At 75.0% G+C, this 24,679-nt stretch carries 24 protein-coding genes; 11 read left to right on the top strand and 13 right to left on the bottom strand.

Annotated elements, in window-relative coordinates; translation table 11 throughout:
- Positions 1–319: 319 nt before the first annotated feature.
- Positions 320–1,336 (bottom strand): acyltransferase domain-containing protein, encoded by a 1,017-nt coding sequence (locus tag ABD284_RS11930; RefSeq protein WP_344142901.1) that lies wholly within the window; start codon positions 1,334–1,336, stop codon positions 320–322.
- 146 nt (positions 1,337–1,482) lie between these two features.
- Here ABD284_RS11930 and ABD284_RS11925 point away from each other — a divergent pair, with 146 nt between their 5' ends.
- Positions 1,483–3,123 carry an AMP-binding protein gene (locus ABD284_RS11925; RefSeq protein ID WP_344142900.1) on the top strand — a complete coding sequence of 547 codons (1,641 nt, stop codon included), beginning with the start codon at positions 1,483–1,485 and terminating at the stop codon, positions 3,121–3,123.
- Between the two features lie 114 nt (positions 3,124–3,237).
- On the opposite strand, the gene ABD284_RS11920 is transcribed toward ABD284_RS11925, so the two are convergent.
- From ABD284_RS11920 to ABD284_RS11910, 3 genes are all read right to left on the bottom strand, one after another.
- Positions 3,238–3,546, bottom strand: coding sequence for a 4a-hydroxytetrahydrobiopterin dehydratase (locus ABD284_RS11920; RefSeq protein ID WP_344142899.1), 309 nt, complete (start codon positions 3,544–3,546; stop codon positions 3,238–3,240).
- Positions 3,547–4,136: 590 nt separating this feature from the next.
- Positions 4,137–4,637 carry an SRPBCC family protein gene (locus ABD284_RS11915; RefSeq protein ID WP_344142897.1) on the bottom strand — a complete coding sequence of 167 codons (501 nt, stop codon included), beginning with the start codon at positions 4,635–4,637 and terminating at the stop codon, positions 4,137–4,139.
- A gap of 259 nt (positions 4,638–4,896) precedes the next feature.
- Entirely contained in the window at positions 4,897–5,658 is a 762-nt protein-coding gene (locus ABD284_RS11910) for a hypothetical protein (protein WP_344142896.1), read from the bottom strand.
- Positions 5,659–5,810: 152 nt separating this feature from the next.
- On the opposite strand from ABD284_RS11910, the gene ABD284_RS11905 reads away from it, so the two are divergent.
- The 5 genes from ABD284_RS11905 (at position 5,811) to ABD284_RS11885 (ending at position 10,748) form a co-directional block, all read left to right on the top strand.
- Positions 5,811–6,887 carry an AAA family ATPase gene (locus tag ABD284_RS11905; RefSeq protein ID WP_344142895.1) on the top strand — a complete coding sequence of 359 codons (1,077 nt, stop codon included), beginning with the start codon at positions 5,811–5,813 and terminating at the stop codon, positions 6,885–6,887.
- Positions 6,888–6,896: 9 nt separating this feature from the next.
- Positions 6,897–7,877 carry a DUF58 domain-containing protein gene (locus ABD284_RS11900; protein ID WP_344142893.1) on the top strand — a complete coding sequence of 327 codons (981 nt, stop codon included), beginning with the start codon at positions 6,897–6,899 and terminating at the stop codon, positions 7,875–7,877.
- Positions 7,878–7,977: 100 nt separating this feature from the next.
- Positions 7,978–8,925, top strand: a complete 948-nt coding sequence (locus tag ABD284_RS11895) for a VWA domain-containing protein (RefSeq protein ID WP_344142892.1) — start codon at positions 7,978–7,980, stop codon at positions 8,923–8,925.
- Positions 8,926–9,105: 180 nt separating this feature from the next.
- Positions 9,106–9,879, top strand: a complete 774-nt coding sequence (locus ABD284_RS11890) for an HAD family hydrolase (protein WP_344142891.1) — start codon at positions 9,106–9,108, stop codon at positions 9,877–9,879.
- The gene (locus ABD284_RS11885) at positions 9,876–10,748 is read left to right on the top strand and encodes an NUDIX hydrolase (RefSeq protein WP_344142889.1); all 873 of its coding nucleotides are present in this window, start codon (positions 9,876–9,878) and stop codon (positions 10,746–10,748) included. Before ABD284_RS11890 ends, ABD284_RS11885 begins: the two co-directional genes overlap by 4 nt.
- Before the next feature lie 174 nt (positions 10,749–10,922).
- On the opposite strand, the gene ABD284_RS11880 is transcribed toward ABD284_RS11885, so the two are convergent.
- From ABD284_RS11880 to ABD284_RS11865, 4 genes are all read right to left on the bottom strand, one after another.
- Positions 10,923–12,191 carry an APC family permease gene (locus ABD284_RS11880; protein WP_344142888.1) on the bottom strand — a complete coding sequence of 423 codons (1,269 nt, stop codon included), beginning with the start codon at positions 12,189–12,191 and terminating at the stop codon, positions 10,923–10,925.
- Positions 12,192–12,526: 335 nt separating this feature from the next.
- Positions 12,527–12,802 carry a DUF1876 domain-containing protein gene (locus tag ABD284_RS11875; RefSeq protein WP_311546291.1) on the bottom strand — a complete coding sequence of 92 codons (276 nt, stop codon included), beginning with the start codon at positions 12,800–12,802 and terminating at the stop codon, positions 12,527–12,529.
- Positions 12,803–12,835: 33 nt separating this feature from the next.
- Positions 12,836–13,039 (bottom strand): DUF1918 domain-containing protein, encoded by a 204-nt coding sequence (locus ABD284_RS11870; protein WP_344142887.1) that lies wholly within the window; start codon positions 13,037–13,039, stop codon positions 12,836–12,838.
- A gap of 182 nt (positions 13,040–13,221) precedes the next feature.
- The gene (locus ABD284_RS11865) at positions 13,222–13,977 is read right to left on the bottom strand and encodes an SDR family oxidoreductase (protein ID WP_344142885.1); all 756 of its coding nucleotides are present in this window, start codon (positions 13,975–13,977) and stop codon (positions 13,222–13,224) included.
- A gap of 307 nt (positions 13,978–14,284) precedes the next feature.
- On the opposite strand from ABD284_RS11865, the gene ABD284_RS11860 reads away from it, so the two are divergent.
- From ABD284_RS11860 to ABD284_RS11840, 5 genes are all read left to right on the top strand, one after another.
- The gene (locus tag ABD284_RS11860; protein WP_344142884.1) at positions 14,285–14,968 is read left to right on the top strand and encodes a class I SAM-dependent methyltransferase; all 684 of its coding nucleotides are present in this window, start codon (positions 14,285–14,287) and stop codon (positions 14,966–14,968) included.
- Positions 14,969–15,100: 132 nt separating this feature from the next.
- Positions 15,101–15,688, top strand: coding sequence for a TrmH family RNA methyltransferase (locus ABD284_RS11855; protein WP_344143258.1), 588 nt, complete (start codon positions 15,101–15,103; stop codon positions 15,686–15,688).
- Positions 15,689–15,934: 246 nt separating this feature from the next.
- On the top strand, positions 15,935–17,326 hold the full coding sequence (locus ABD284_RS11850; RefSeq protein WP_344142883.1) for a hemolysin family protein: 1,392 nt from the start codon (positions 15,935–15,937) through the stop codon (positions 17,324–17,326).
- Positions 17,323–18,336, top strand: coding sequence for a hemolysin family protein (locus tag ABD284_RS11845; RefSeq protein ID WP_344142882.1), 1,014 nt, complete (start codon positions 17,323–17,325; stop codon positions 18,334–18,336). The genes ABD284_RS11850 and ABD284_RS11845 overlap by 4 nt, the downstream gene beginning before the upstream one ends.
- A gap of 283 nt (positions 18,337–18,619) precedes the next feature.
- Complete coding sequence (locus ABD284_RS11840; RefSeq protein WP_344142881.1) at positions 18,620–19,561, top strand: DMT family transporter; 942 nt, start codon at positions 18,620–18,622, stop codon at positions 19,559–19,561.
- A gap of 243 nt (positions 19,562–19,804) precedes the next feature.
- Here the strand turns inward: ABD284_RS11840 and ABD284_RS11835 are convergent, their stop codons facing one another.
- The 5 genes from ABD284_RS11835 to ABD284_RS11815 all read right to left on the bottom strand — a co-directional run bounded on the left by ABD284_RS11835 (position 19,805) and on the right by ABD284_RS11815 (position 24,592).
- Positions 19,805–20,347: a hypothetical protein gene (locus tag ABD284_RS11835; protein WP_344142880.1), complete on the bottom strand. Its 543-nt coding sequence runs from the start codon at positions 20,345–20,347 to the stop codon at positions 19,805–19,807.
- A 131-nt stretch (positions 20,348–20,478) separates the two neighbouring features.
- Positions 20,479–20,901 (bottom strand): organic hydroperoxide resistance protein, encoded by a 423-nt coding sequence (locus tag ABD284_RS11830; protein ID WP_344142879.1) that lies wholly within the window; start codon positions 20,899–20,901, stop codon positions 20,479–20,481.
- A gap of 82 nt (positions 20,902–20,983) precedes the next feature.
- On the bottom strand, positions 20,984–21,448 hold the full coding sequence (locus ABD284_RS11825; RefSeq protein WP_344142877.1) for a MarR family winged helix-turn-helix transcriptional regulator: 465 nt from the start codon (positions 21,446–21,448) through the stop codon (positions 20,984–20,986).
- An 81-nt stretch (positions 21,449–21,529) separates the two neighbouring features.
- The gene (locus ABD284_RS11820) at positions 21,530–21,970 is read right to left on the bottom strand and encodes a MarR family winged helix-turn-helix transcriptional regulator (RefSeq protein ID WP_344142876.1); all 441 of its coding nucleotides are present in this window, start codon (positions 21,968–21,970) and stop codon (positions 21,530–21,532) included.
- Positions 21,971–22,204: 234 nt separating this feature from the next.
- Entirely contained in the window at positions 22,205–24,592 is a 2,388-nt protein-coding gene (locus tag ABD284_RS11815; RefSeq protein WP_344142874.1) for a lysylphosphatidylglycerol synthase transmembrane domain-containing protein, read from the bottom strand.
- Positions 24,593–24,679: the final 87 nt, after the last annotated feature.

Genomic DNA, 24,679 nt, shown 5'->3' with positions numbered 1-24,679 from the left:
ACGGGCTTCGCCGGAACGGGGTTCGCGCGCTTCGTCACCGAGGCGACGCCGCCGCCGCGTGCGGCCCGACCGCAAGAACGAGTCCCCGCGCCACGGCCGCCCGGCCCGGTTCCGCCGGTGGACCGCGGCGGTCGTCGACACCCGCAAAGGCCGGCTCGGCCCGGAGTCCCGCGGCGGACGCAGCCCGGCCGGGATCATGCCCGCACCGGAAGGCGACTGCCGTCTGTGGCCGCGGCGATCCGGCCCGACCGGGAGACCGACGCACCTGTCGAACGGACCCTGATCGCCTACGACCGCTGACGACAGCGGACTCACTCGTCTAGAGGCGCAGCCAGCCCGTGCGCACCCGCCAGTGGCGGCCCGCCCGCAGGTGCTCGACCGCGGCCTTCTCCAGCCGGCTCCGCCGCGGAGCGCGGGCCACGTCGACGGCGGGCATGCCGAAGACGAACCGGAACACGTCGCCGTCACCGGGCGCGTCCTCCCCCACCAGCGCGAACCGCCGCTGGAAGGCGATGATGTTGGACGACTCCGGCAGGTACTCCGCAAGCTGCGGATCCAGCAGCCACGACGAGCACGAGGCGATCCGGTAGTCGGTGCCGAAGCAGTCGGCGAAGAAGCCCCGGGCCCGCGCCAGCGACGCGTCCACCTGCTCGGGGTCCAGCGGCCCGTCGGCGGGGATGTGCAGCCGCAGCACCGGCGCGCCGCGGGCCGGCTCCGGCTCCGGCTCCGACTCCGACTCCAGCCCCGGCGTCTCCTGCGGCGCATTCCAGCGCACCGTGGCGGGCTCGTACTGCAGCCGCCCCAGCTCGTACAGGCCGCACCGGAAGTGCAGCGCCGCCCACGTCGCCGTCTCCAGCCCCACCCGCCCGAACATGGCGCGGGTCTGGGCCAGGTGGCGACCGATGTCGGCGAGGGTCGCCGCGCTCACCGGCGCGGGAACGCCCCAGCGGGCGTGCTCGGCCAGCACCGGCGGAACCGCGGCCGTCAGAGCGACCGGCATCGCGCACCGCACCCGCGCGTCCGCGGAGTGCACCAGCACCGGCCAGTCGCGCCACTCGGTCCGGCCCTCGGCCAGGTCTGCCGCCAGGCGCGCGTACATGCGCCCGACCACCCACATCAGCTCCTCGGGCCAGGAGCCGTCGGGCCACAGCGCCGCGATCTCGTCCTCGTCGGCCCGCGCCGGCCCCAGCGGCGCCAGTGCCTCCCGGGCCCGGGAGGGCGGCGCCAGGTGCGGCCCCCCGCCGGGCGCCTCCAGCCCGGCGGCCTCGTCGAGCCAGGCCCGCGCCTGCTCGTCCAGGCCCAGCCTCCGGGCGGCTTCCTCCGCGTCTGCGTTCATGCCCGACATCCTCGCCTCACCGATCCGCGGGCGCCACCGGCTTTGCGGCCGCCCGGCCCCTGGGACGCACATCACAGGAAGGGACATAGTCTGGTACGAGACAGGCCCTACACCCAACCCACCACCGGACAAGGGGACGACCACCGATGCCCGACCCGGCGCAGCAGGTACGCGACTGGCTCGCCACCTACGACACTCCCACCGCATCAGTGGCCGAACTCCTCTGCGACCGCCACCCCCGCGACCGCGTCGCCCTCACCGACGTCGGGGCCGACCTCGCCGCGCGCGACGTGACCTACGGCGAGCTGGCCGACCGCTCCGCGGCGCTGGCCGCGGGCATGGCCGCGGAGGGCGTGCGCGCCGGCGACGACGTGGCCACCATGGTGGCCCGGGGCGCCGACCTCGCCGTGGCGGCGCTGGCGACATGGCGGCTCGGCGCGGTCCACGTGCCCCTGCTGACCACCTTCGCCCCCTCGGCCATCGCCCACCGCCTCACGCCCGGTACCAGGCTCGTCGTCGCCGACGACGACCAGCGCGCCAAGCTCGACCCCGGCCCCGACCTTCCCGAGGGGTCCGTCTCCCGGGTGGTCACCACGGGCGAGGCCCCGCTGCGCGAGGGCGACCGCACCCTCGCCGGGCTCGCGGCGGCGGGTGCGGGGGCGCCGGTCACCGCCGCCGCGGTGGGCGGCGGCTCCCCCTTCGTGCTGATGCACACCGTGGGCAGCGCCGGGCCGGCCAAGGGGGTCCCGGTTCCCGTGCGCGCCCTGGCAGCCTTCCACGCCTACCACCGCTTCGGGCTGGACGTCACCGGCGACGACGTCTACTGGAACACCTCCGACCCCAGCGGCGCCTACGGGCTCTACCACGGCCTGATCTCCCCGCTGCTGGCCGGGCACCGCACCCTGCACCTGGACGCCGGCTTCGACCCCGAGCTGGTGCTGGACGTCCTGGCCATCCACGGTGTCACCAACCTGGCCGCCGCGCCGACGGTGTACCGCTCGCTGCGCGCGATCCTGAAGACCCTGCCGCCCGAGATCGCGGTGCGCCGCCTCTCCAGCGCGGGCGAGCCGCTCGGCGCCGACGTGCTGGAATGGGCGCGCGACGTGTTCGGCGTGCCCGTACGCGACCACTACGGCCAGACCGAGCTGGGCATGTGTGTGGGCCGCCCCAACGACCCGGCCGCGGCCGCCGAGGGCGCCGAGGGCGCCGAGCCCGGCCCCGACTCGCTGGGCACGGCGCTGCCGGGCTGGCGCGCCGGCGTGCTGGAGGCCGTCGCCGACGAGGAGGCCCCGCCCGGCGCGTTCGGCCGCATCGGCGTGGACACCGAACACAGCCCGCTCATGTGGTTCACCGGCTACCGCGACGCCCCCGCGGCCACCTCGGCCCGGTTCACCCCCGACGGCCGGTGGTACCTGACCGGCGACGCCGGCACCCGCGACCGCGCAGGCAACCTGTACTTCGCCTCGCGCGACGACGACGCCATCCTCTCCGCGGGCTACCGCATCGGCCCTTTCGACGTCGAGTCTGCGCTGCTGGAGCACCCCGCGGTCGAGGAGGCGGCGGTCTACGGCCTGCCCGACGAGGTGCACGGACAGCTCGTGGCGGCGACGGTGGTGCTCGGCGAGGGGGCCGTCGGCGACGACGACCTGGCCGAGGACCTGCGCGAGATCGTGCGCACCCGGTTCGCCTCGCACGCCTACCCGCGCCACATCACGTTCGCCGAGGAGCTGCCGCGCAGCCCCTCGGGCAAGATCCGCCGCTCGCGGCTGGGGGCACGGCGGGTTTGACCCGCCCCTAGTCCCGGCGCATCGGCGCATCGGCGCATCGGCGCATCGGCGCATCGGCGCATCGGCGCAGGAGAATACGGGCCGGGCCGGGTCGCGGGTGCCCCGCGGCCCGGCTCAGGCGTGCGACAGGGCGTCGGAAACGAGCTCGTCGATGCGCGCGGCCAGCTGCATGTCGGCGGCGGTCAGACCGCCGGCGGCGTGGGTGGTCTGGTGGAAGGTGATCCGGTTGTAGCGGATGTCCATGTCGGGATGGTGCCCGGCCTCCTCGGCGGCGTGGGCGACCGAGGTGACCAGGTGGATCCCGCTCATGAAGTCGGGCATGCGCACGATGCGCCGGATCGCGTCGCTGCCGTCGGTGTCGCGCTCCCAGCCGTCGAGCCGCTGCAGGCCGTCGCTGATCTGGTCTTCGGTGAGCAGCTCCATGGGTGGACTCCTCCGGGTCGGTGGTCGGTGACGTGCGGTGGTGGTCCTACCGCGTTCACGGCCGGGGCAATCCTTGCGGCCGTTTTCCTACGGACACCTTTACGATGTAGATTCCCTCGTGGCCGACGCCGGACACCGGCGAGCGCGCGGAGGGCCGGCCCTCGTCGAGGACGCCGCCAGCGGGGACACACGACTGCAGCAACGCAGGCCGGCGCCGAGGTGATCGGTTTTTGCGGACACGGGCGCCGAACGCGGCCGAAATCGGACGCGGCCCTTCGCGTCGGCGTGTCCGCGGGCGGTCCTCCGCAGCACTCCCCTCCGCCTGCGAGGAACCGCACAGCGACGGCCCGCGCCGTCGACGAAGACAAGCTGATCGGGCACCGGACCCTCCTCGGTGGTGAGCCGCGAGCCGGCCGCTCCGGACGCACGCCTGGTATGGCTGCGGAGCGTTTCGCACGCCGCAGCGCGGTCTCGCCGCCTTCGGCACCGGTCGTCTCCGGACGGCGCCGGCGGACCCTGCCCAGCGGTCGTCTACGCATGAAGGGAAGACCACCACGCCGCGCCGCCGGAGCCTGACCGGTTGCGGCAGATCAGTCCGCCGCTTCGCGGACGTCCTCTCCCCGCTCGGCGAACGCCTTGAAGTCCTGCATGTGCTGCTGCGACTGCCTGCGGAAGGCTCCGGGCATCAGACGCCCCACCAGCTTCATCAGAAAGCCGTCGAACCGGTATTCGTTCTCACTCGCCCAGAGCGTCGTTTCCGGGCCCGCTTCGGTCAGCCGGTCGCGCACGGCGCTCCACATGCCCTCGCCGACGATCTCGCGGTCGAAGTGAACGACGCCCGTATTCGGGATCTCGCGCAGGTCTTCGGGTTCCCGGCGGGTGATGGTCTCGGTGCACTCGAACTTCCGCCGGCCCATCTGCATCACGACCCGCGACGCCGTGCCGAGCTGCCCGTGCCCTCCACTCAGCGGCTCGTGCACCACCAGGCCCCGCAGCCATTTCGGCAGGTGTGCCGGGTCGGCGAGCAGCCGGGCCGTCTTCTCCCGCGGCAGGGCGATCTCGATGGAGACGGTGTATTTCATGGGGCGCATCAGTCCTGCCCTTCTCGTGGCACAACGTGCTCCTGTACCGCTCGCCGCGCTCCTCGGCTGAGGGCACTGCCTCATGTGTCCGCGTGCAGAGGGCAGGCAGGTGGTCTGCGGTCGGGCGCCGGAGGATGCGTTTCGCTGTGCAATCCCGGCGTACGCATTGCTGAGCTTACGCAGTGCGGGGGCGGCCTCCGCCCGGCGTGCTCCCCCGCCTGCTGCGCCGGCTTCCGCAACGAAGGGCCGGGCCCGGCGCCGGGCCCGGTTAGGCCTGGTCCTCGGGGTCGGAGGGGACCTCGCCCGCCGGGTAGTCGTCCTCGTCCACGTCCACGCTGGGTACGTCGCCGCTGGGCGACGAGGTCGGCGTGGGCTCCTCCGGCGAGGGCTGCGGCGGCCCGTCGGAGCCGCTGCCGGGCCCCGGAGACGGCGAGCCCGTCCCCGAGGACGGCTGCGGCGGCGGCCGGCTCGCCTGGGCCGACATGTTCTGCAGCAGCAGGAACACCGCCACGACCACCACGGCGATCAGCAGCAGCGCCACCAGCAGCGCGACGATCACGGGCCACCCGGCGCGCGCCGGCGCCCCCGGCCCCCGCCGGTGCCCCACCGAGGCCCACGACCACGCGGCCGCCGCCGGGCCGGGGCTCCCGCGCCCCGCCCAGTAGGGGGCGTAGGAGGGCGCCGCCTCGGCGCCGGCCGACTCGCCCGCCGCCACCGCCACGGGCTCCAGGAAGGCCTCGGCGCCGCGCGGTCCCCCGCCGCGCACGGCCACCCACGATGCGGCGGGGCTGGTGAGGCTGGAGGCGAGCACCTTCGGCGGGTCGGCGATCCCCTTGCCGCCGCGCACCGCCGCGGCGAAGCGGTCGCGCGCGGCGGGGTCGGCGGCGGCGCCGGAGCTGAGCATGGCGACGCTCACCCGCCGTCCGCGGGAGTCGCGGCCGCTGTAGACGACGCCTTCGGCGCTCGCGCTGACCCGGCCGGTCAGCCGGAACGGTCCCAGTTGGCGCGGGTCCGCCTCGTGCAGGGGCACCGGGGCCTCCTCTCGCCTGCCACGGCCCTGATCGCGTCGGCACCGGAGGACCGGTTCCCCGCATGCGTTGCGGGTAGCATCGCCGGTGCGTGACCATCAACGTACCCGGCGGCGGGCAGCGGTGACCGCGCCGCACTGGAAAGGCTGGTGACATGGCCGGATCCGAGCTCCCGGGCGGGCACGGCGAGGACTCCGGGCCGCGTCCGCGCGGCGGCGGCTCCACCGGCGAGCCCACGCGCCTGCTGCGCGCGGCCCTGCAGGAGGTCTCGACCGTCATCGTGGGCCAGGACCAGATGGTCGAGCGCAGCATGGTCGCGCTCATCGCGCGCGGGCACTGCCTGCTGGAGGGTGTGCCGGGCATCGCCAAGACGCTGGCGGTCTCCACCCTGGCCAAGGTCACCGGAGGCTCGTTCGCGCGCGTGCAGTTCACACCCGACCTGGTGCCCTCCGACATCGTGGGCACCCGCATCTACCACCCCTCCACCGAGCAGTTCGACGTGGAGCTGGGCCCGGTCTTCGCCAACTTCGTGCTCGCCGACGAGATCAACCGCGCGCCCGCCAAGGTGCAGTCCTCGCTGCTGGAGGTCATGGCCGAGAAGCAGGTCTCGCTGGGCGGCGCCACCCACCCGCTGCCCGACCCCTTCATCGTCATCGCCACGCAGAACCCGGTGGAGTCCGAGGGCGTCTACCCGCTGCCCGAGGCCCAGCGCGACAGGTTCCTGATGAAGGTCGTCGTGGACCACCCGCGCGCCCACGAGGAGATGGAGATCCTGCGGCGGATGAGCGCCCGCCCGCCCGAGCCCCACCAGATCCTCGACCCGGTCACGCTGAAGGAGCTGCAGGGGGACGCCGAGCGGGTGCACGTCCACCAGCTCATCGCCGACTACGTCGTGCGCCTGGTCATGTCCACCCGCGAGCCCGAGAGCTACGGCGTGCCCGAACTGCGGCGGGTGCTGGAGGTCGGCGCCAGCCCGCGCGCCAGCCTGGGCCTGGTCGCCGCCGCCCGCGCGCTGGCGCTCATCCGCGGCCGCGACTACGTGCTGCCCGAGGACGTGCGCGTGCTGGCCCGCGACGTCATCGCGCACCGGCTCGTGCTGACCTTCGACGCGCTGGCCGACGGCGTCTCCACCACCCAGGTCGTCGACCGGGTGCTGGCCGCGGTGCCGCCGCCCCGCGTCATCTGGGACGACCCGCCCAGCGGCGAGCAGGCCGCCGCGGCGGTGCGCTAGGCGGCGGCGATGCCCCAGCGCCCCATCGGCCCCGGGCTCGACCCGCGCATGCACGAGGCCCTGCACCGGCTGGACCTGCGCATCGTCCGCCGGTTGGAGGGCCTGCTGCACGGCGAGCACCTGGGGCTGCGGGCCGGCCCGGGCAGCGAGCCCGCCGAGGCCAGGATGTACCAGCCCGGCGAGGACGACGTGCGGCTGATGGACTGGTCGGTGACCGCGCGCACCACCGTGCCCCACGTCCGCGACCTGGTCGCCGACCGCGAACTGGAGAGCTGGACGCTGCTGGACCTCTCGGCCAGCATGGACTTCGGCACCGTGGACGACCAGAAGCGCGAGGTCGCGATCGGTGCCATGGCCGCGGTCACCGTGCTCACCCAGCGGGTGGGCGACCGCTTCGGCGCGCACTTCCTGCACCGCGGCCGCATCCGCCGCTGGCCGGCCCGGTCGGGCAAGGCCGCGCTGATGTCGCTGCTGTCCACTGTGGCGGCCGCGCCCGAGGGCGACACCTCCGACGCCGAGGGCGCCGGCCTCGCCGACGCGCTGGAGGACCTGGCGCGCACCCGGTCGCGCCGGGGCCTGCGGGTCGTCGTCTCCGACTTCCTGGACACCCCGCCCGAGGCGGTCTCGGCGCAGGCGCCCGCAGGCTGGGAGCGGCCGCTGCGCAGCCTGGCCGGCCGGCACCAGGTCCTGGCGGTGGAGGTGGTCGACCCCCGCGAACTCGACCTTCCCGACATAGGATTGGTCACGATGCAGGATCCCGAATCCGGACGCACGCGCGAGGTCCGCCTCAGCCCCCGCGTCCGGCGCGACTACCGCCAGGCCGCCCAGGACCAGCGCGCCGCCGTCCGGGCGGCGCTGCGCCGCTGCGGGGTCCCGCACCTGACCCTGCGCACCGACCGCGACTGGATCGCGGACATGGCGCGGTTCGTGATCGAGCAGCGCCGCACCGCCCACCGGCTGTCCCGGCACACGCCGGCCATCCCGCGCTGATGCCCGGCGGCCGGCGCGCACGCGTGGGCAGGCGCCTCGCACCGGCCGAGCAAGAGCGCCTCCGGGGGCATCCAGGCAGGCACGCAGAAAGGACGACCGGGTGACATTCCTATCGCCAGGGTGGCTCTGGCTGCTGCTCGCCCTCGCCGCACTCGTCGCCGCCTACGTCCTGCTGCAGTTCCGCCGCCGCGAGAACACGCTGCGCTTCACCAACCTCGCGCTGCTGGACCGGGTGGCGCCCCGGCGGTCGGGCTGGCAGCGCCACGTCGGCGCCGCGCTGTACTTCCTGGCCGTGGCCGTGCTGATCGCCTCGGTGGCCCGGCCGGCGATGCCCGTCGAGGTGCCCCGCGAGCGCGCCACGATCATGGTCGCGATCGACGTGTCGCCCTCCATGGCGGCCAACGACGTCGACCCCAACCGGCTGATCGCCGCCAAGGAGTCCGCGCGCGGGTTCGTCGACTCGCTGCCCGACCGCTTCAACGTCGGGCTGGTGGCGTTCTCCTCGACCGCCAGCGTCATCTCCTCGCCCACCCACGACCACCAGGCCGTGACCGACTCGATCGAGACGCTGCAGATGTCGCCGGGCACGGCCATCGGCGAGGGGGTCTTCACCTCCCTGGAGTCCATCCGCTCCTTCGACGAGGAGGCGGGGCGGAACCCGCCGCCGTCGGCGATCGTGCTGCTCTCCGACGGCGAGAACACCAGCGGGCGCCCGATCACCGCCGCGAGCAGGGAGGCGGCCGACATCGGCGTCCCGGTCTCCACGATCGCCTTCGGCACCGGCGCCGCCATCATCGAGATCAACGGCGAACCGGTCGAGGCCGACATCGACAAGGGCGCCCTGGAGCGGCTGGCCGCCGACACCGACGGCCACTTCTACGAGGCCGAGTCCGAGGCCGAGCTGAGCGACGTCTACGACGACATCGGATCCTCCCTGGGCAGCGAGACCGTCGACCGCGAGATCGTCACCCGGTTCGTGCTCGTGGGCCTGCTTTTGGCCGCGGCGGCAGCCGTGGCGTCGATGGCGTGGAACCAGCGCGTGCCCTGAGCGGGGTGACCGCATCCGGCCAGTGCGGAGCCGGCAGGGGCCGCGACCGGTCCCATCGGCGCCGGTCCGAGGCGGCGACGGGGCCGCCCGAACCGGGCCCGCTACCGCGTTTGCGCAGTTCGCCCGGTACCGTGGCAGTGTTTGAGGTTGCCCTCAACCAGGGACGACGGAAAAGGAACGATGCCCCCAACAGCCCCCGCACCCGAGGCGATCCTCTTCGACCTCGACGACACCCTGCTCGACGACCGCGCCGCCAGCTCGGCGGGACTGCGCACGATCATGGAACGCCTCGGGCACCCGGAGTTCTCCGCCGCCCGCCGGTTGTGGGACGTCCAGACCGACATCTCGTTCGGCGCCTACATCGCCGGCCGCCTCAGCCTGCAGGAGCAGCGCCGCGAGCGCGTGCGCGCTCTGGCGATCCAGGCGGGCCACTCCCACATCGCCGACGAGCACTGCGACGAGCTCTACCAGGTCTACCTGTCGGCGCACCGCTCGGCGTGGGCGCCCTTCCGCGACGTGGTGCCCGTTCTCGGCGAGCTCGCCCGCGGCGGCATACGCCTGGCCGTGGTCACCAACGGCATCGAGCAGCTGCAGCGCGAGAAGCTTTCCGCGCTCGACCTCGCGGGGTTCTTCCCGACGGTGGCCTGCGCCGACACCGCGGGGGCGGGCAAACCCGACCCGCGCATCTTCCACGCCGCCTGCCGGAGCGTCCAGGTCCCGCCCGAGCGCGCCTGGCACGTGGGCGACCAGCTGCACGCCGACGCGCTCGGCGCCGTGGCCGCGGGCCTGCACCCCGTGCTCGTCGACCGGCACGAGCGCAACGAGGCCGCCGACCACGACGTCCAGACCGTGCCGGGACTCGACGACCTGCTGCGGATGGTGCACGCCTCGCGCGCACCCGCCTCCCCCGGGCCCCAGCCCCAGGTCGGCCGCACCGCCGACGCGGGACTGTGAGCGTCCCCGGCGCCGCGGACGCACCGCGGCGCGCGCGCCGCGCCACCGCCCACCTCGCCCTGGTCGGAGCCGACGGCCGGGCGGTGCTGGACGCGGGCGGGGCGCCCGGCGAGGAGCGCCTGGCCGGGGCCAGGGTCGGCTTCGGCGACGACCCCGCCGAGGTGGCCCGTGCCGCCGCCGGGCTTGCGGCCGACGTCCGGTTGGCGCCCTGCGACGTGCGCACCGAGCTCGCCGAGGCCCGCAGCGCCGGCGGCGGCACCGTGGAGCTGCACATCGACCGGATCTACTACACCGCTCCCGTGGAGCGGGCCACGGCCGCCCCCGGCGGGCGGAGCATCCCCGTGCGCGCCGCGCTCGCGCTGCCGGCGCAGCCGTCGGCCGACCTTCTGGCCGAGGAGGAGGCCGAGCGCGCCGGGCCCGTGCTGCGCCGGTTCTCCTGCTACGGGGTGGTCACCGACCCGGCGGGGCGCATCCTGCTCTCGCGGATCGCCCCGGGGTTTCCGGGCGCGGGCACCTGGCACCTGCCCGGCGGCGGCGTCGACCACGGCGAGTCGCCCCGCGCGGCACTGCGCCGCGAGGTGGTCGAGGAGACCGACCAGCGCTGCGGCGTGGGCGAGCTCATCGCGATCAGCCACTACCGCCGCACCCGCGAGCTCGGCCCGGCCGGACCGGAGAGCGACGTCTACGCGGTGTGGGTGTTCTTCCACGCCCACGTCGCCGATCCGCGGACGCTGCGGGTGGTCGAGGTCGGCGGCTCCACCGAGGACTGCGCCTGGTTCGACGCCGACGACCTCGCCCGCATCCCCCTCTCGGCCACGGCCCTGCGCGCGTTCGCGGAGCTGTCGGGCACCGGTTCCCCGGCCCGCTAGGCCCGCCCGAGGGGCCCGCACCCGCCGCGGCGCCGCCAACGGCCGCGCAGCACGCGTCTTCGCCGTCGCCTCCCGAGGAGGGGCTGTGCCGCCCTCCACCCGCTCCCCCAGCGCGGAGGCGGCGCGGGGGCGGTTCCGCCCGCAGCGGGCTTGCAGGCCCGCGGGGCGCGGGGGTCAGCCCCGGCGGTCCAGGACCAGCCGCCGCAGGGCCCAGACGGCGGCTCCGGCGGCGATGACCGCGGCGCCGCTCACGACCGAGCTCAGGGGCAGGGTGAAGGCCAGCACCAGGCACCCGGCCAGGCCCACCACGGGCACCAGCAGCGGCGGCCGGTTCTCGCGCGGGCCCAGTCGCAGCGCCGAGGCGTTGGTGATCGTGTAGTAGACCAGCACGCCGAAGGCGGAGAACCCGATGGCGCCGCGCAGGTCCGAGACCAGCACGATCAGGCAGACGACCGCGCCCACGGCGGCCTCGGCGCGGTGCGGGCCGCCGAAGCGCTCGTGCGTGGCCGCCAGGGAGCGCGGCAGGTGGCCGTCGGAGGCCATCGCCGCCACGGTCCGCGAGACGCCGAGGATGAGCGCCAGCAGAGCGCCCAGGCTCGCCAGCGCCGCGCCCGCCGCCACCACGGGGACCAGCTCCGGCCAGCCGGCCGCCGCGACGGTGTCGGCCAGCGGTGCGCTGCTCTCGGCGAGCCCGTCGCGGCCCAGCACCGTCAGCGCCGCGGCGGCCACCACCAGGTAGACGACGAAGACGCCGGCCAGGGCTATGCCGATCGCGCGCGGGATCGTCGTCGCGGGGTCGCGGACCTCGCCGCCGAGCGTGGCGATGCGCGCATAGCCGGCGAAGGCGAAGAACAGCATGCCCGCGGCGCCCAGGAGGCCGAAGAAGCCGGGCCAGTGGCCCGACACCGCCAGCTGGGCGGGGTTGGCCTCGCTGCCGAGCAGTCCCACGGCGGCCACGGCGGCCAGCACCGCGAGGACGGCCGCCAGCAGGACCCGCGCCAGTCCCGCCGACGTGCGCAGGCCCCGGTAGTTGACCGCGGTCAGCGCGACCACGGCGGCCACCGCGAGCGGCCGTGCCAGCTCGGGCGCGACGTAGGCGCCGAAGGTCAGCGCCATCGCCGCGCACGAGGCCGCCTTGCCCACGGTGAAGGCCCACCCGGCGAGGTAGCCCCACAGCTCGCCGAGGCGCTCGCGCCCGTAGACGTAGGTGCCGCCCGACTCCGGGTGCCGCGCGGCCAGGCGCGCCGAGGAGGTGGCGTTGCAGTAGGCGACCACGGCGGCGATCAGCAGCGCCACCCACAGCCACGCACCCGCTTCCTCCGCCGCCGGCGCGAACACCGCGAACACGCCGGCTCCGATCATCGCCGCAGCGCCGACGGTGACCGCGTCGGCGGTGCCCAGCACCCGGGAGGGCGTGGCCTGCGATCCAGAAGAGGTGGTCATACCGCCAGAGTCTGCCCCACCATGATCACGCATCAGTGAACAACCCGAACACCCAGCGCGACCACAACCGGCCGCAGGCGGTGTCCGCCCCGAAACCCGGGGTCGGTGCCCCGGCGGCCGCATCCGGCCGCGCGGGGCGTGTCGGCGCCGCGCGCCCGAGTCACTTTCGCGGGCGCGCCGCACAGCGGCACCGCCGAGCCGGGGCGCGGCTCACGCCGCACCCGGGCCCGCCCGCCGCCGGATCTTCGGCGCACGCCGTGGCCGCGGACCGGTCCCGCCCCCGCGGCGGCCGGGAGCCGCGGCCGTAGTCCGGCGTACTCGCCTTTGGACCGGGTTCACGGACGCCAGGGTGTTCCGGTGTGGTCGCTGATGTCCTCGGCCGCGACCTGCCGGAGCTGGCGGGAGAGGTCGGCGAGCGCGCGCGACACCGCGAGCTCGTCGCCGATCTCGGGAACGTCGTCGTCGGTGGGGTGCTTGCGGGCCATGCCGTGGCCGCGCAGCCCCACGCCGTCCTGGGAGTCGAGGCCCGCCTCGGCCATGGTGCGGGCGGAGTCGCCCTCGGACTCCTCTGACAGCAGGATGTCGATGTTCCACCGCTTCGTGGTGTGCATCGTCACCCACCTCCAGCTGATGCACCGGGCGGCTCAGCCCCCGGCGGGGTTCTCCTCGATATGGGCGTCGGGTCCGGGGTAGACCAGGGACTCGGTATCGGCGTCCTCGTCCAGCCATCGGACCTGGTAGGGCGGTGCGCCCTCGCTGCCGCGAACCTGAGTGACCACTGCGGTGCGGCGGTGCATGTCGTCGCGGGGCCCCTCGACGACGAGGTGGTCTCCGACCCGGGCTCTCATCGCTACTCCCCTCGGCACGTGCTCGCCTGAGTGTCCTCACCTGCGGGACTACCCACCATCCTCCGCCTGCCCACGTTGGAATGCAATGGCGCTCCAAGGAGCGGTGGAGGGGGGCGGTTGCGCAGGTCGGAGCGGATGCGGTCGCGTACGCCGGGCCGGGCCCGCGGCGGCTCGGCGGCGTGCTACTCGACGCCGGCGCTGAGGGTGCGGCCGCCGTCGAGGGTGTGGGTCTGGCCGGTGACCCAGGAGGACTCGTCGGAGGCGAGGTAGGCGATGGCGGCGGCGACGTCCTCGGGCACGCCCAGGCGGCCCAGCGGGTAGCCCGCCGCGGTCTTCTCCTCGTCCTCGAAGAGCGCCTCGGCGAACTTCGTCTTCACCACGGCCGGCGCGACGGCGTTGACGCGGATGCCCACGGGCGCCAGCTCGTAGGCCAGCTGCTCGGTGAGGTTGATCAGGGCGGCCTTGCTGGCGCCGTAGATCCCGAGGCCGGGCGAGGGGTGCTGGCCCGCCAGCGACGCGACGTTGACGACCGCGCCGCCGTGCTCGGCCATCCACGCGCGGTGGACGGCGCTGACCCAGGACGCGGCGGCGATGACGTTGATTTCGAAGATCTTGGCCATCGCGGCGGGGTCCACGTTGACGATCGCGTCGAACACGGGGTTGGTGCCCGTGTTGTTGACGAGGACGTCGATGCGGCCGAACTCGGCGAGCGTCCGCCGGACGACCTCGTCGCGGTGCTCGGCGTCGTGCGCCTTGCCCGCGACGCCCACGGCGGTGCCCGCGCCGCCGAGGTCGGAGACCGCCTTCTCCAGCGGCTCGGGGTTGCGCCCGGTGACGACGACCTTGCCGCCCTCGTCGGCGATGCGCCGGGCGGTGGCCAGCCCGATCCCGCGGCTGGCTCCGGTGATGATGGCGACCTTGCCGGCAAAACGTCCCACGACCTGTTTCCCTTCGTCCGTGCTCTCCGACGGCACCACACTACCGACCGGTCGGATTGTGGCGCGGACCGCCTCGGCGCCGGCCCCGCCCCGTGGCGCCCGTGCGGCACCGTCCCCCTGCGCAACCGGCGGTCCGCCGCTTCGGCCCAGCGCACACCCGCGCCGGCGGCCGGCTGCTGGTAGCGTGCGCCCGTGGTGCGCGAGCGGACAGCTGCCGCGCCCGGCGCGACCCCGCCCGCGGTCCCGCCGGAGGCCCGGCGCACCGCAAGACACGCCCCGGCGGGGGCAGGTGGTGATTGGAGGCGCCGTGGACCGGCGCGAGCACGGCGGCTCCCCCGGCGAGGGGCGCGAACGCGCGCAGCACTACTTCGACGCCGACCCCGCCGCCGCCAGCCGGCCCGCCTCCGTCGACCTGGTCCTGCCGGACCTGCACCTGCGGCTGGCGACCGACCGCGGCGTGTTCTCCGCCGATCGCGTGGACCTGGGCACCCGGGTGCTGCTGGAGTCGGTGCCCCCACCGCCCGAGCGCGGACGCCTGCTCGACGTCGGCTGCGGCTACGGCCCGATCGCGCTCGCGATGGCCGCGCGGGCGCCGGAGGCCGCGGTGCTGGGCGTGGACGTGAACGGGCGCGCCCTGGAGCTGGCTCGGCGCAACGCCGCCGAGAACGGCCTTTACAACGTAGATTTCCAATTGGTGAACGGGGACGGCTCGCCGGCCGACGCCCTCGCCCGGCCCTCGCAACCCCCGCCTACCGGGCCGTTCGACGCCCTGTGGGCCAACCCGCCGATCCGCGTCGGCAAGGAGGCGCTGCACCGGCTGCTGCGCACCTGGCTGGGCCGGCTGGCCCCCGGCGGGACGGCCCACCTGGTCGTCCAGCGCAACCTGGGCTCCGACTCGCTGCACCGCTGGCTGGAGCAGGAGGCGGGTATGGCGACCGAGCGCGCCGCCTCGCGTGCCGGATTCCGGGTCCTGCGCGTCCACGCGCCCTGACCGGGACGCCTCCGTCCCGGCGGCGGGGCGCCGCACTCGGCGCCCGCCCCCTGCCCCGAACTCCCCGATACCGCTATCGTGGAGACGACGAACCGCACCGGCAACGACCAGTACACGAGGAACGCACCGCAGGTGAGCACGCAGCTGCGCCCCACTGACGTCAAGCGACTCAACCGCCATTGGCGCAGGCGCACCCAGGGCAGAATCGCCCTCATCGCCGAGTCCGTCACCCAGCCGTTCAACCTGGGCTCCATCCTGCGCACCTGCGCGACGTTCGGAGTCGAGACGGTCTGGCTGGCGGGCAACTCCGCCGATCCGGCCCATCCCCAGGTGGGCAAGACCGCGCTGGGTACCGAGCAGAAGCTCCGCCTGGAGAAGGCCTCCACCGGCGCGCAGGCCGCGGCCGCCGCCCGCGAGGCGGGCTACCGCGTCGCCGCCGTCGAGCTCGCCCGCGGCGCCGTGCCGCTGCACGAGGCCCCACTGGAAGGCGACGTCTGCCTGGCCGTGGGCGCCGAGGACCACGGCTGCTCGCCGGGCCTGCTCTCGGCGGCCGACACCGCCGTCTACATCCCGCAGATCGGCCGCGTCGGCTCGCTGAACGTCGCTGTGGCCGCCGCCGTCGCCATCGCCGAGACCCGGCGCCGCGAATGGCGGGAGATGCCCGGCGGCGCCGAGGGCGCGGGCACCGCCGAGGCCGCGGAGGCCCCCGGCTCGCACTGACGCATCCGCCGCTGCGAGCGGCCGGCGAACAAGCCCCCCGAGCAGGGTTCGAAGCGGAGGATCGGGGGAATTTTTCCAGCTCCGCGATCGTATCCACACTGAAAACCCGTCGAGAGAGGATCACGTGGACCCGTCCCGAAGTACCGGCAGCGCCCTGACCGGACGCTGCTCCCCCGAATCCGACGAGCCTCCTTCACCAGGTAGCGCGCGCACCGGAGTCCGTCGCTCCGAGGCGGTGCGTGCGAAATGAGCGTCGTCCTCAGCATCCTCCTCGGAGCGCTGGTGATCCTGGTGATCACCGCGGCGACGGGCTTCTTCGTCGCCCAGGAGTTCGGCTACATGGCGGTGGACCGCTCCCGCCTGAAGGCCCGCGCCGGCCGGGGCGACACCGGCGCCCGGCGCGCGCTGGACATCACCGGCCGCACCTCGTTCATGCTCTCGGGCGCCCAATTGGGCATCACCGTCACCGGTCTGCTGGTCGGCTACGTCGCCGAGCCGATGGTGGGCGAGGGCATCGGCGAGGTGCTGGGCTGGGCCGGAGTGCCGCTCGGCACCGGTATCGCGGTCGGAACCGTCCTCGCGCTGCTGTTCTCCACCGTCGTGCAGATGGTCTTCGGCGAGCTGTTCCCCAAGAACCTGGCGATCGCCCGGCCCGAGCCGGTCGCCCGCTGGCTGGCGCTGTCCACGGGCGTCTACCTGCGCGTGTTCGGCTGGCTCATCCGGCTGTTCGACCAGGCCTCGGTCCTGCTGCTGCGCCTGGTGCGCATCGAGCCGGTCGAGGACGTCCAGCACGCCGCCACGCCCCGCGACCTGGAGTACATCGTCGAGGAGTCGCGCGAGAGCGGCGACCTGCCCGCGGAGCTGTCCACGCTGCTGGACCGCACGCTGGACTTCCACGACCGCACCACCGAGCACGCCATGATCCCGCGCCCGCAGGTCTCCACGGTCGAGGCGGGCGAGCCGGTCAGCCGCGTCGTGGAACTGATGGCCTCGGGCCACTCCCGCTTCCCGGTCCTGGGCGACGGCGTCGACGACATCGTGGGCGTGATCTGCCTGCGCGACGTGCTCGCGCTGGGCGACCGCGCGCTGGCCGACGTCCGGGTCTCCGACGTGGCGCGCTCCCCGGTGCTGGTGCCCGGATCGCTGCCGCTGCCGTCCCTGCTCCGCCAACTGCGCGACTTCGACGAGGAGTTCGCCTGCGTGGTCGACGAGTACGGCGGCCTGGCCGGCGTCGTCACGACCGAGGACATCGCCGAGGAGCTGGTGGGCGAGATCGCCGACGAGCACGACCCCGAGGACGCCGGAGAGGCGCGCGTCGGCGAGGACGGCAGCTGGCTCGTCCCCGGCGCGCTGCACGTCGACGAGGTCGAGCGGCTCATCGGCCACGACCTTCCCGAGGGGGACTTCGAGACCATCGGCGGCCTGGTGATCTCCGAGCTCCGGCGGCTCCCCGCCCCGGGCGACAGCGTCAGCGTGGTGCTCCCCCGCCACGCCGGCGCCGCCGAGGAGGAGCCGCTGCGCACCGTGGACCTGGGGGTGCGCACCGTCGACCGGCACGTGCCCGAGACGGTGCGCCTGGAACTGCGTGAGGAACAGGCCGGCGAGCACGCCGGTCAGGACAGCGGGGTGAGCGCATGAGCGACATGAGTCCGATGGCCGCCATGGCGGCGACGGTCGCCATCATCGCCTTGAGCGCGTTCTTCGTGGCCATCGAGTTCGCGCTGGTGGCGGCCCGCCGCTACCGGCTGGAGGAGGCCGCCGAGACCAGCGCCTCGGCCCGGGCGGCGCTGAAGAGCTCCCGCGACCTCTCGCTTCTGCTCGCGGGCTCCCAGCTGGGGATCACGCTGTGCACCCTGGCCCTGGGCGCCATCACCAAGCCCGCTGTCGAGCACATGCTGCACCCGCTGTTCACGGGCTGGCTGCCCGAGGCGGCGGCCACGGCCGTGGCGTTCGTGGCGGCGCTGGTCGCGGTGACGTTCGTGCACCTGGTGGTGGGCGAGATGGCGCCCAAGTCCTGGGCCATCTCCCACCCGGAGCGCTCGGCGACGCTGCTGGCGCTGCCGATGCGCGCGTTCATGTGGGTGACCCGCCCGGCGCTGGTGCTGCTCAACGGCCTGGCGAACTGGTCGCTGCACCGGGTGGGCGTGCAGGCGGTCGACGAGGTCGCCGCCGGGCACGGACCCGACGACCTGCGCGAGCTGGTCGACCACTCGGCCAAGACCGGTGCGCTGGACGAGGAGCGGCGCGACCAGTTGGCCACCGCGCTGGAGGTGAACTCGCGCCCGCTGCGCGAGATCACCACACCCAGCGAGGAGCTGGCGGCGGTGGCGCCCACGGCGACGCTGGAGGAGGTCCAGCGGGTCTCCCGCGAATCCGGCCACCTGCGGCTGGTGGTGCGCGAGGGCGCCGAGCCGGTGGGGGTGCTGCACGTGCGCGACGCGCTGACCAGCCCGCCGCAGACCACGGCCGCCGACCTGATGCGGCCGGTGCTCACGATGGAGGGCGAGACCCCCATCTACGCCGCGCTGGGCATCATGCGCGAGAGCCGCACCCACTTGGCGCTCGTGGAGGAGCAGGGCCGCCTCGCCGGCCTGGTCACCCTGCAGGACATGCTGGACCGGCTGCTGCTGCTCGACTCCGCGGCCTGAGGGACGCCCCGGCCGCCGCTCCACGGCCGGAGCGGCGGCCTCCGCGGCCGGTACCGGCGGGCTCCGCCACCGGCCGCGACGGGCGCTCTCGCCCCTGTGACGCGAATCGGCCTCCGCGCCCGGGAATCAGCGCCGGAGCGGGACTGTTCTGCCGTGTCGCGTGCTCCGTCGCATCGCGCGGCGGAGGCGGCGCGGAGGCGGCCCCGGTGCGCCTCCGGCGGGGCCGCTACGGTGGGCCCGGACCAGGCAGGTGACGGCGACGAGCGGGAATCGGGGCGGCGACGTGGTGCAGGCACGCCGAGCGGACCGGATGTGGGCGGTGGCGCTGGCCGCCGGGCTGTGGGGGACCTCGGCGCTGATGCGCGACCCGCTGGCCCAGGTGCTGCCCGCCTCGACCATCGTGTTCTACGAGCACGCCGTCATCGTGGTGCTGCTGCTGCCGTGGCTGGTGCCGGCGCTGCGCGCCCTGGCCGAGGCCGGTCCCACTGTGATCGCGGCGGTCGCCGTGGTCGGCGGCGGGTCGTCGGCGCTGGCGACCACGCTGTTCACCATGGCCTTCACCGTGGGCGACCCGATCACGCCGCAGGTCCTGCAGAAGCTGCAGCCGGTGTTCGCGATCGTGCTGGCCGTGGTGCTGCTGGGCGAGCGGCTGGCACCGCGCTTCGCGCTCTACGCACTGCCGGCGCTGGCCGGCGCGTGGCTGCTGGCCTTTCCCGAGCCGCTGTCGGTGAGTGTGCGCGACGCCCAGGGCGCCGCCCTGGCGGTGGGGGCGGCGCTGCTGTGGGCCGCGGGCACGGTGCTGGGGCGGCTGGCCGGGGCGCGCCTGGCGTTCATGCACGTGACGGCGCTGCGGTTCGCGTTCGGACTGCCGGTGGCACTGGCGATCGCCCTCGCGTCGGGCGCCTCGCTGGCCGTGGGCGGGACCCAGGTGCCGCAGCTGGTGCTGCTCGCGCTCATCCCCGGCCTGCTGGCGCTGACGCTGTACTACTGGGGACTGCGCAGGACACCGGCCAGCCGCGCCACGCTGGGCGAGCTGGCCTTCCCGCTGGTGTCGGCGGCCGTGGGCGCCGGGCTGCTGGGCGCGGAGCCGGCCTGGAGCCAGTGGGCCGGCGGCGCCGTGGTGCTCGCCGCCGTCACCGCGATGGCGCTGAGCCGGTCGGGACCGCGCCCCTCGGGCGTGCGCGTGCCCGAGGAGAGCCCGGCGGCCCCCGCGGCGGCGCGCTGAGGCCTCGGGCGGCGGGCGCGGCACGTGCAGCGGCCGAGGAGTACGGGCGCGCCGGGCCGGAGGCTCCGGCGCGGTGACAACGGCGGCGGCCTCCGCGGGCCGCGGCCGCACCTCGGGCGGCGCCGCCGGCGCCGACAGCAGTGACACCACCCGCCGCCTGGCAGCAGCGGCGCACCTCAGACGGAGACCGGCGAGGCCGACAGCGCAGTGACACCACCCGCCGCCTGGCAGCAGCGGCGCACCTCAGACGGAGGCCAGTGAGGCTGACAGCGCAGTGATGAGGTGCTCGCGCGATCGCGGGTCGCAGTGGGCCGCTTCGAGGACGCGCAGCTCGCGGTCGGCATCGGGGCCGGCCTCGTGGTCGGGGCCTTCGCCGGCCGCCACCGGCATCGGCGCGGAGCCGTCCCAGCCCGGTGTCGAGGGGTAGGTGACGTCGATGGAGACGCGCCGGCCGTCGAGCTCGACGACGAGGTAGCGGTGCACGTCCCGCACGCCGGACTCGGGCACCGCCGCCGCGGCCGCCTCGCCCAGGCGCGCGCGGGCGTCCTCGGGGGTGCACACGTGCACCCGGTGCACCAGCCGCGGCCGGGTCTCGGGCCAGCCCTTCTCCAGGGCCGCGGCGAGCAGTTCGTGCTTGGTGGTGCTGGTGCCCCGCCACTCGTCCAGGGTTCCCTGGGCGCTGCGGTCGGCCGGGGCCCCGAAGGGGATGCGGTGGACGGCGTCGACCACCTGGGCCATGGAGGCGTCGGCGGGCAGGCCGGCCCGCGTGATGAGTGGATCCAACATGGCGGCCAGCGTAACGAAGCGGTGCACCGCCCCGGTAGACGATCAGGCCGGCGGCCGGAGGCGGCTAACGCGGGCGCCGGCCCGCGCCCGCCCGGAGGCGGGCGGAGGCGGGCCGGCGCTGCGGCGGGGTGTCAGCCGTTCCTGGTGGTCAGGGTCACCTCGATGTTCCCGCGGGTGGCGCGGGAGTAGGGGCACACCTGGTGGGCGGCCTCCACCAGCTTCTGGGCCTCCTCCTGGGTCTTGCCGGGGATGGCGACCTCCAGCTCGACCGCCAGGGTCAGGCCGTCGTCGGCGCTGCCCAGGCTGACCGTGGAGTCGATCGAGGAGCCGTCGACGGAGTCGCCGGACTCGCGGGCGACCTTCTTGAGGGCGCCGTGGAAGCAGGCGGCGTAGCCCACGGCGAACAGCTGCTCGGGGTTGGTGCCGGGCCCGTCGTCGCCGCCCAGGCCCGAGGGGACCGAGAGCTCGACGTCCAGGCGGTCGTCGGTCGTGCGGCCGCGACCCTTGCGGCCCTCGCCCTCGATGTGAGCCTCGGCGGTGTACATGACCTTCATCGCGCTGTCTTCCTTTCGGATGGCGTTTCGCCCGCGGCTGGGGTGGCCGCGGCCGCTTTCCCCGCCGTGCGCCGTCGCCGGCTCACTGCCGGCTGCGGAGGTCGTCGGCGGCGGCGGTGGCGGAGTCGGTGATCCGCTCCAGGGTGCGGCGCAGCTCCGCGGCCTGGGCCGCGGAGACGCCGGTGGCGTCCAGAACCTGAGCGGGGATGCCGGCGGCCTGCTCGCGCAGGCGCATGCCCTTGCCGGTGAGAGTGATGTGCACGACGCGCTCATCGCCGCCTTGGCGGCTGCGCCGGACCAGGCCGCCCGCCTCCAGCCGGCGCAGCAGGGGCGAGAGGGTGCCCGAGTCCAGCCGCAGCCGGGTGCCCAGTTCCTTGACGGTGAGGTCGCCGCGCTCCCACAGCACCAGCATGGCCAGGTACTGGGGGTAGGTGAGGTCGAGCCCGTCGAGCAGCTCGCGGTAGAGGCCGGTCATCGCGCGCGAGGCGGCGTAGACCGCGAAGCACAGCTGGTGTTCCAGCGCGAGCGGCTCGGGCGTGTCTGCCATGGTTCGGGCTCTCCCTCCTTGACGGCGGTCAATTTAGCACAATCGAATTGGACACAACCAATCCCCCGTCGCGGCCCCGGCCTACTCCGGCGCCTGCGCGCGGCGCAGCTTTCCGGCGATGTCGCGCAGCGTGCGCAGCTCCTCGCTGCTCAGCGCACCGCCCACGTACTGCTCGATCGCCGCCGCGTGGCGGCGGCCGGTCCGGTTGAGCACCGCCCGGCCGCGCTCGGTGAGCCCGACCACGGTTCCGCGCCGGTCCGCGGGGTCGCAGCCGCGGGTGACCAGGCCGTCCTCGGCCATGCGCTCGACCAGGCGGCTGATACTGGGCTGGGTCAGCAGCACGTGCTCGCTGAGGTCGCGCATGCGCGAGCCCTCGGGGCAGCGGGAGAGGGTGAAGAGCACGTCGTACTCGCGCATGGTGATGCCGGTCCCGCGGAAGTCGTCCTGAAACCTGCGCATCAGCGCGATCTGGGCGCGGGCGAGCTCCTCCCACGCCTCCTCCGCGAGCTTGTTCCTGGCCATCCTCGGGCTCCTCCGCCTCGTCGCGCTCGCTCCCGCGGGCCCTGCGCCCGGGTGCCCCGCAGCGCCGCCGCGCGCCGGCTCTGCGAAGGCGTGTGCGGTCCGGGCGCACCGGTGCGGCGGCGAGGACCGTCCGCCCCCGCTGCGGGGCTGCGTCGCCGACCCATGATTCCACCGTCCCGGGCCGCGCGGCGGCACCGAAGCGCGATACGCACGTCCGGATGCGCCTCGGCGCCTTTAGATCGCCTTCCAGCGCTGCAGCAGATGGAAGGCGCCCCATCCCGGCAGCACCGGGAGCCAGAAGGTCAGCAGCCGGTACAGCAGCACCGCGGGCAGCCCGACCGCGGCCGGCACCCCCGCGACCGTCGTCAGCCCGCCCAGCAGCGCGGCCTCGACGGCACCGAGCCCGCCGGGGGTGGGCGCGGCCGAGCCGATGGCGTTTCCGGCGAGGAACACCACGACCAGCGCGGCGACGCCGGCGCTGCCGCCGAAGGCGGCCACCGAGAAGCCCAGGCACATCACGAAACCCGCGGTCAGCAGCAGTGTGCCGCCCACGCCCATCACCAGCCGGCGCGGGTGCTGCATCAGGTCCAGCAGCTGCGGCAGCGTGTCCTGGAAGTAGGGGCGGGCGCGCTCCAGGACCGCGCGGCGCAAACCCGGCACCAGCAGGACCAGCGCCACTGCCAGGGCCAGGCCGGCGGTGACCGCGATGAGCGTCACCGACGGCGAGAAGTCGGCGAGGTAGGAGGTACCGGTCAGGTAGGCGGCCACCAGCAGTAGGGGCACGTGCAGGATCAGCCCCACGGCCTGGGAGAGCCCCACGGCCGAGATCGCCAGCCCCGCCGAGGCGCCCATCCGGGAGACGTAGCGCGTGTTGATCGCCAGCGACCCCAGCCCCGCGGGCGCGGCGATGCGGACGAACGAGCCGGCGAACTGCACCAGCACCGTCGTCCACAGGTTCAGCCGGATCGGCACGAAGCCCATCAGCGCCATGGCCGCGGCCACCATGCACAGCGTCGAGGCGGCGAACGCGGCGGCCGCCCAGCCGAGGTCCGCGGCGGCGATGGTGCCGAAGTCGACGCCGGCGAGCTGGTAGGCGAGGACGAGCCCCACCGCGGTGGCGACCACCACGCTGACCACGGTGCGCGGGCGCATCCGCTCCAGGCGTGCCGGGCGCGCCTGCGCCTCGGGCACCGCGCCGGTGATCTGGGCCCGGATGGCGCCCAGGGTCCCGCGGTGGGCGCGCAGCCGGCCGCGCAGCGCGAACGGCATCCCGGCGGTCTGCACGAACGGCAGGGCGGCGGCCGCGGTGTCGCGACCGAGGACGCGCACGGCCGAGTCGACCGCGCGCCGCTCGCCCACGCGCAGCGCCAGCAGGGTCATCAGCGCCGCAACGTCCAGGGACGCCTTGATCGGCGAGCCGGCGACCGTGCCGTTGGCCAGGCCGGTGAACACGACCCGCCCGTTGAGCCGCCGCCCCACTGTGGAGCCGTTCAGGTTGCCGTGGGTGATGCGGTTGCGGTGCAGCAGGAGGAGCTCGGAGTAGACCTCGTCGAGCGCCTCGTCGGTGAGCTCGTCGGTGCCGATCTGGTCGAGGGTGCGCAGCGGCACGTGCTCGGTCACCAGCGCCACGGTGCCCAGTCCCAGTTCGCCCACGCCCAGCACCTGCGGGCCGGCGGCCCCGGCGGCGCGGGCGGCGAAGTCCATCAGCGCGGCGTGCTCCACCCTGCGCTGGACGCCCAGCAGCACCGAGGGCGCCGCCGGGCCGCGCAGCATCACCGCGCCCAGCAGCCGCTTCCACAGCCCGTGGGTGTCCTCGGCCCGGAACAGCACCACGTCCAGGCGCCGGTCGACGGTGTCGACGGCGTAGCGCTGGTTCCCCTCGGCGTCGCTGCCCAGCGGGGTCAGCCCCAGCGGCTCCCAGCCGAACCGGCGCAGCTCGCGCACCAGCCGGCCGGTGGCCGGGACCGGCCGCGACAGGCCCACGGCATAGGCCGCCACCGACGCGCAGGTCCATCCGGCCAGCAGGGTCAGCAGCAGCGACAGTGTCGTGGTCACCCCCGCCAGCAGCACCGAGACCGAGGTCAGGGCGATGCCGCCCCACATCGCGGCCCGAACGCGCGGCAGATGGGCCAGCGGTAGCGCGCACACGTAGGCGACGGCGGCGGCGATGTAGGCGTGCAGCGGGGAGGTGAACAGGCTCTGGGCCTCCGGCGCCTGGAGGACCTCCGGCAGCCCCGGCGCGGGGGTGAGGGCGTGCACGGTCGCGTTGGCGGCTCCGACGAGCCCGTAGCAGAAGCCGGCCGCCGCCAGCGCGCGCACGATCTGGCGGAACTCGGTGCGCAGCAGCCGCTCCACGGCGGTGACGGCGACGAGCACGATGACCGTCAGGTTGGCGACGCCGGCGGCCAGGGCGAGCACCGAGGGCGGCAGCAGCGTGCGCAGCTCGGCCGGGTAGGCCGCCTCCTGGCCGTCGGTGACGAGGCGGACGACGACCAGCACGGCGGCGATGGCCAGCATGCCGGCGGCGGCGACCAGCAGGTCCACCGGCCTGCGCGCGATGGGCCCCAGCGCCGGCAGGCGCTCGTCCGTGCCCTGTTCCGGGTCGACTCCTGCGGATTTCACACTTCCACACTGCCCGAATCCGCCCACGATCCCGCACCAGCCCCCGAATTGGCGTGTCCGCCGCAGGCGCGGCCGCAAGCGGACCCC

Source organism: Streptomonospora arabica (assembly GCF_039531585.1).
In the GTDB taxonomy this organism is placed as follows: Bacteria; Actinomycetota; Actinomycetes; order Streptosporangiales; family Streptosporangiaceae; genus Streptomonospora; species Streptomonospora halophila.
This window is presented reverse-complemented; position numbering and strand designations above follow the sequence as displayed.

Coding starts and splice junctions, on each gene's coding strand:
- ABD284_RS11920 (WP_344142899.1), bottom strand. CDS start 3,546: ATGGAGCTGCTCACCGAAGACCAGATCAGCGACGGCCTGCAGCGGCTC.
- ABD284_RS11880 (WP_344142888.1), bottom strand. CDS start 12,191: ATGACCACCTCTTCTGGATCGCAGGCCACGCCCTCCCGGGTGCTGGGC.
- ABD284_RS11875 (WP_311546291.1), bottom strand. CDS start 12,802: ATGCACACCACGAAGCGGTGGAACATCGACATCCTGCTGTCAGAGGAG.
- ABD284_RS11930 (WP_344142901.1), bottom strand. CDS start 1,336: ATGAACGCAGACGCGGAGGAAGCCGCCCGGAGGCTGGGCCTGGACGAG.
- ABD284_RS11890 (WP_344142891.1), top strand. CDS start 9,106: ATGCCCCCAACAGCCCCCGCACCCGAGGCGATCCTCTTCGACCTCGAC.
- ABD284_RS11900 (WP_344142893.1), top strand. CDS start 6,897: ATGCCCCAGCGCCCCATCGGCCCCGGGCTCGACCCGCGCATGCACGAG.
- ABD284_RS11925 (WP_344142900.1), top strand. CDS start 1,483: ATGCCCGACCCGGCGCAGCAGGTACGCGACTGGCTCGCCACCTACGAC.
- ABD284_RS11870 (WP_344142887.1), bottom strand. CDS start 13,039: ATGAGAGCCCGGGTCGGAGACCACCTCGTCGTCGAGGGGCCCCGCGAC.
- ABD284_RS11830 (WP_344142879.1), bottom strand. CDS start 20,901: ATGAAGGTCATGTACACCGCCGAGGCTCACATCGAGGGCGAGGGCCGC.
- ABD284_RS11820 (WP_344142876.1), bottom strand. CDS start 21,970: ATGGCCAGGAACAAGCTCGCGGAGGAGGCGTGGGAGGAGCTCGCCCGC.
- ABD284_RS11915 (WP_344142897.1), bottom strand. CDS start 4,637: ATGCGCCCCATGAAATACACCGTCTCCATCGAGATCGCCCTGCCGCGG.
- ABD284_RS11825 (WP_344142877.1), bottom strand. CDS start 21,448: ATGGCAGACACGCCCGAGCCGCTCGCGCTGGAACACCAGCTGTGCTTC.
- ABD284_RS11850 (WP_344142883.1), top strand. CDS start 15,935: ATGAGCGTCGTCCTCAGCATCCTCCTCGGAGCGCTGGTGATCCTGGTG.
- ABD284_RS11905 (WP_344142895.1), top strand. CDS start 5,811: ATGGCCGGATCCGAGCTCCCGGGCGGGCACGGCGAGGACTCCGGGCCG.
- ABD284_RS11845 (WP_344142882.1), top strand. CDS start 17,323: ATGAGCGACATGAGTCCGATGGCCGCCATGGCGGCGACGGTCGCCATC.
- ABD284_RS11835 (WP_344142880.1), bottom strand. CDS start 20,347: ATGTTGGATCCACTCATCACGCGGGCCGGCCTGCCCGCCGACGCCTCC.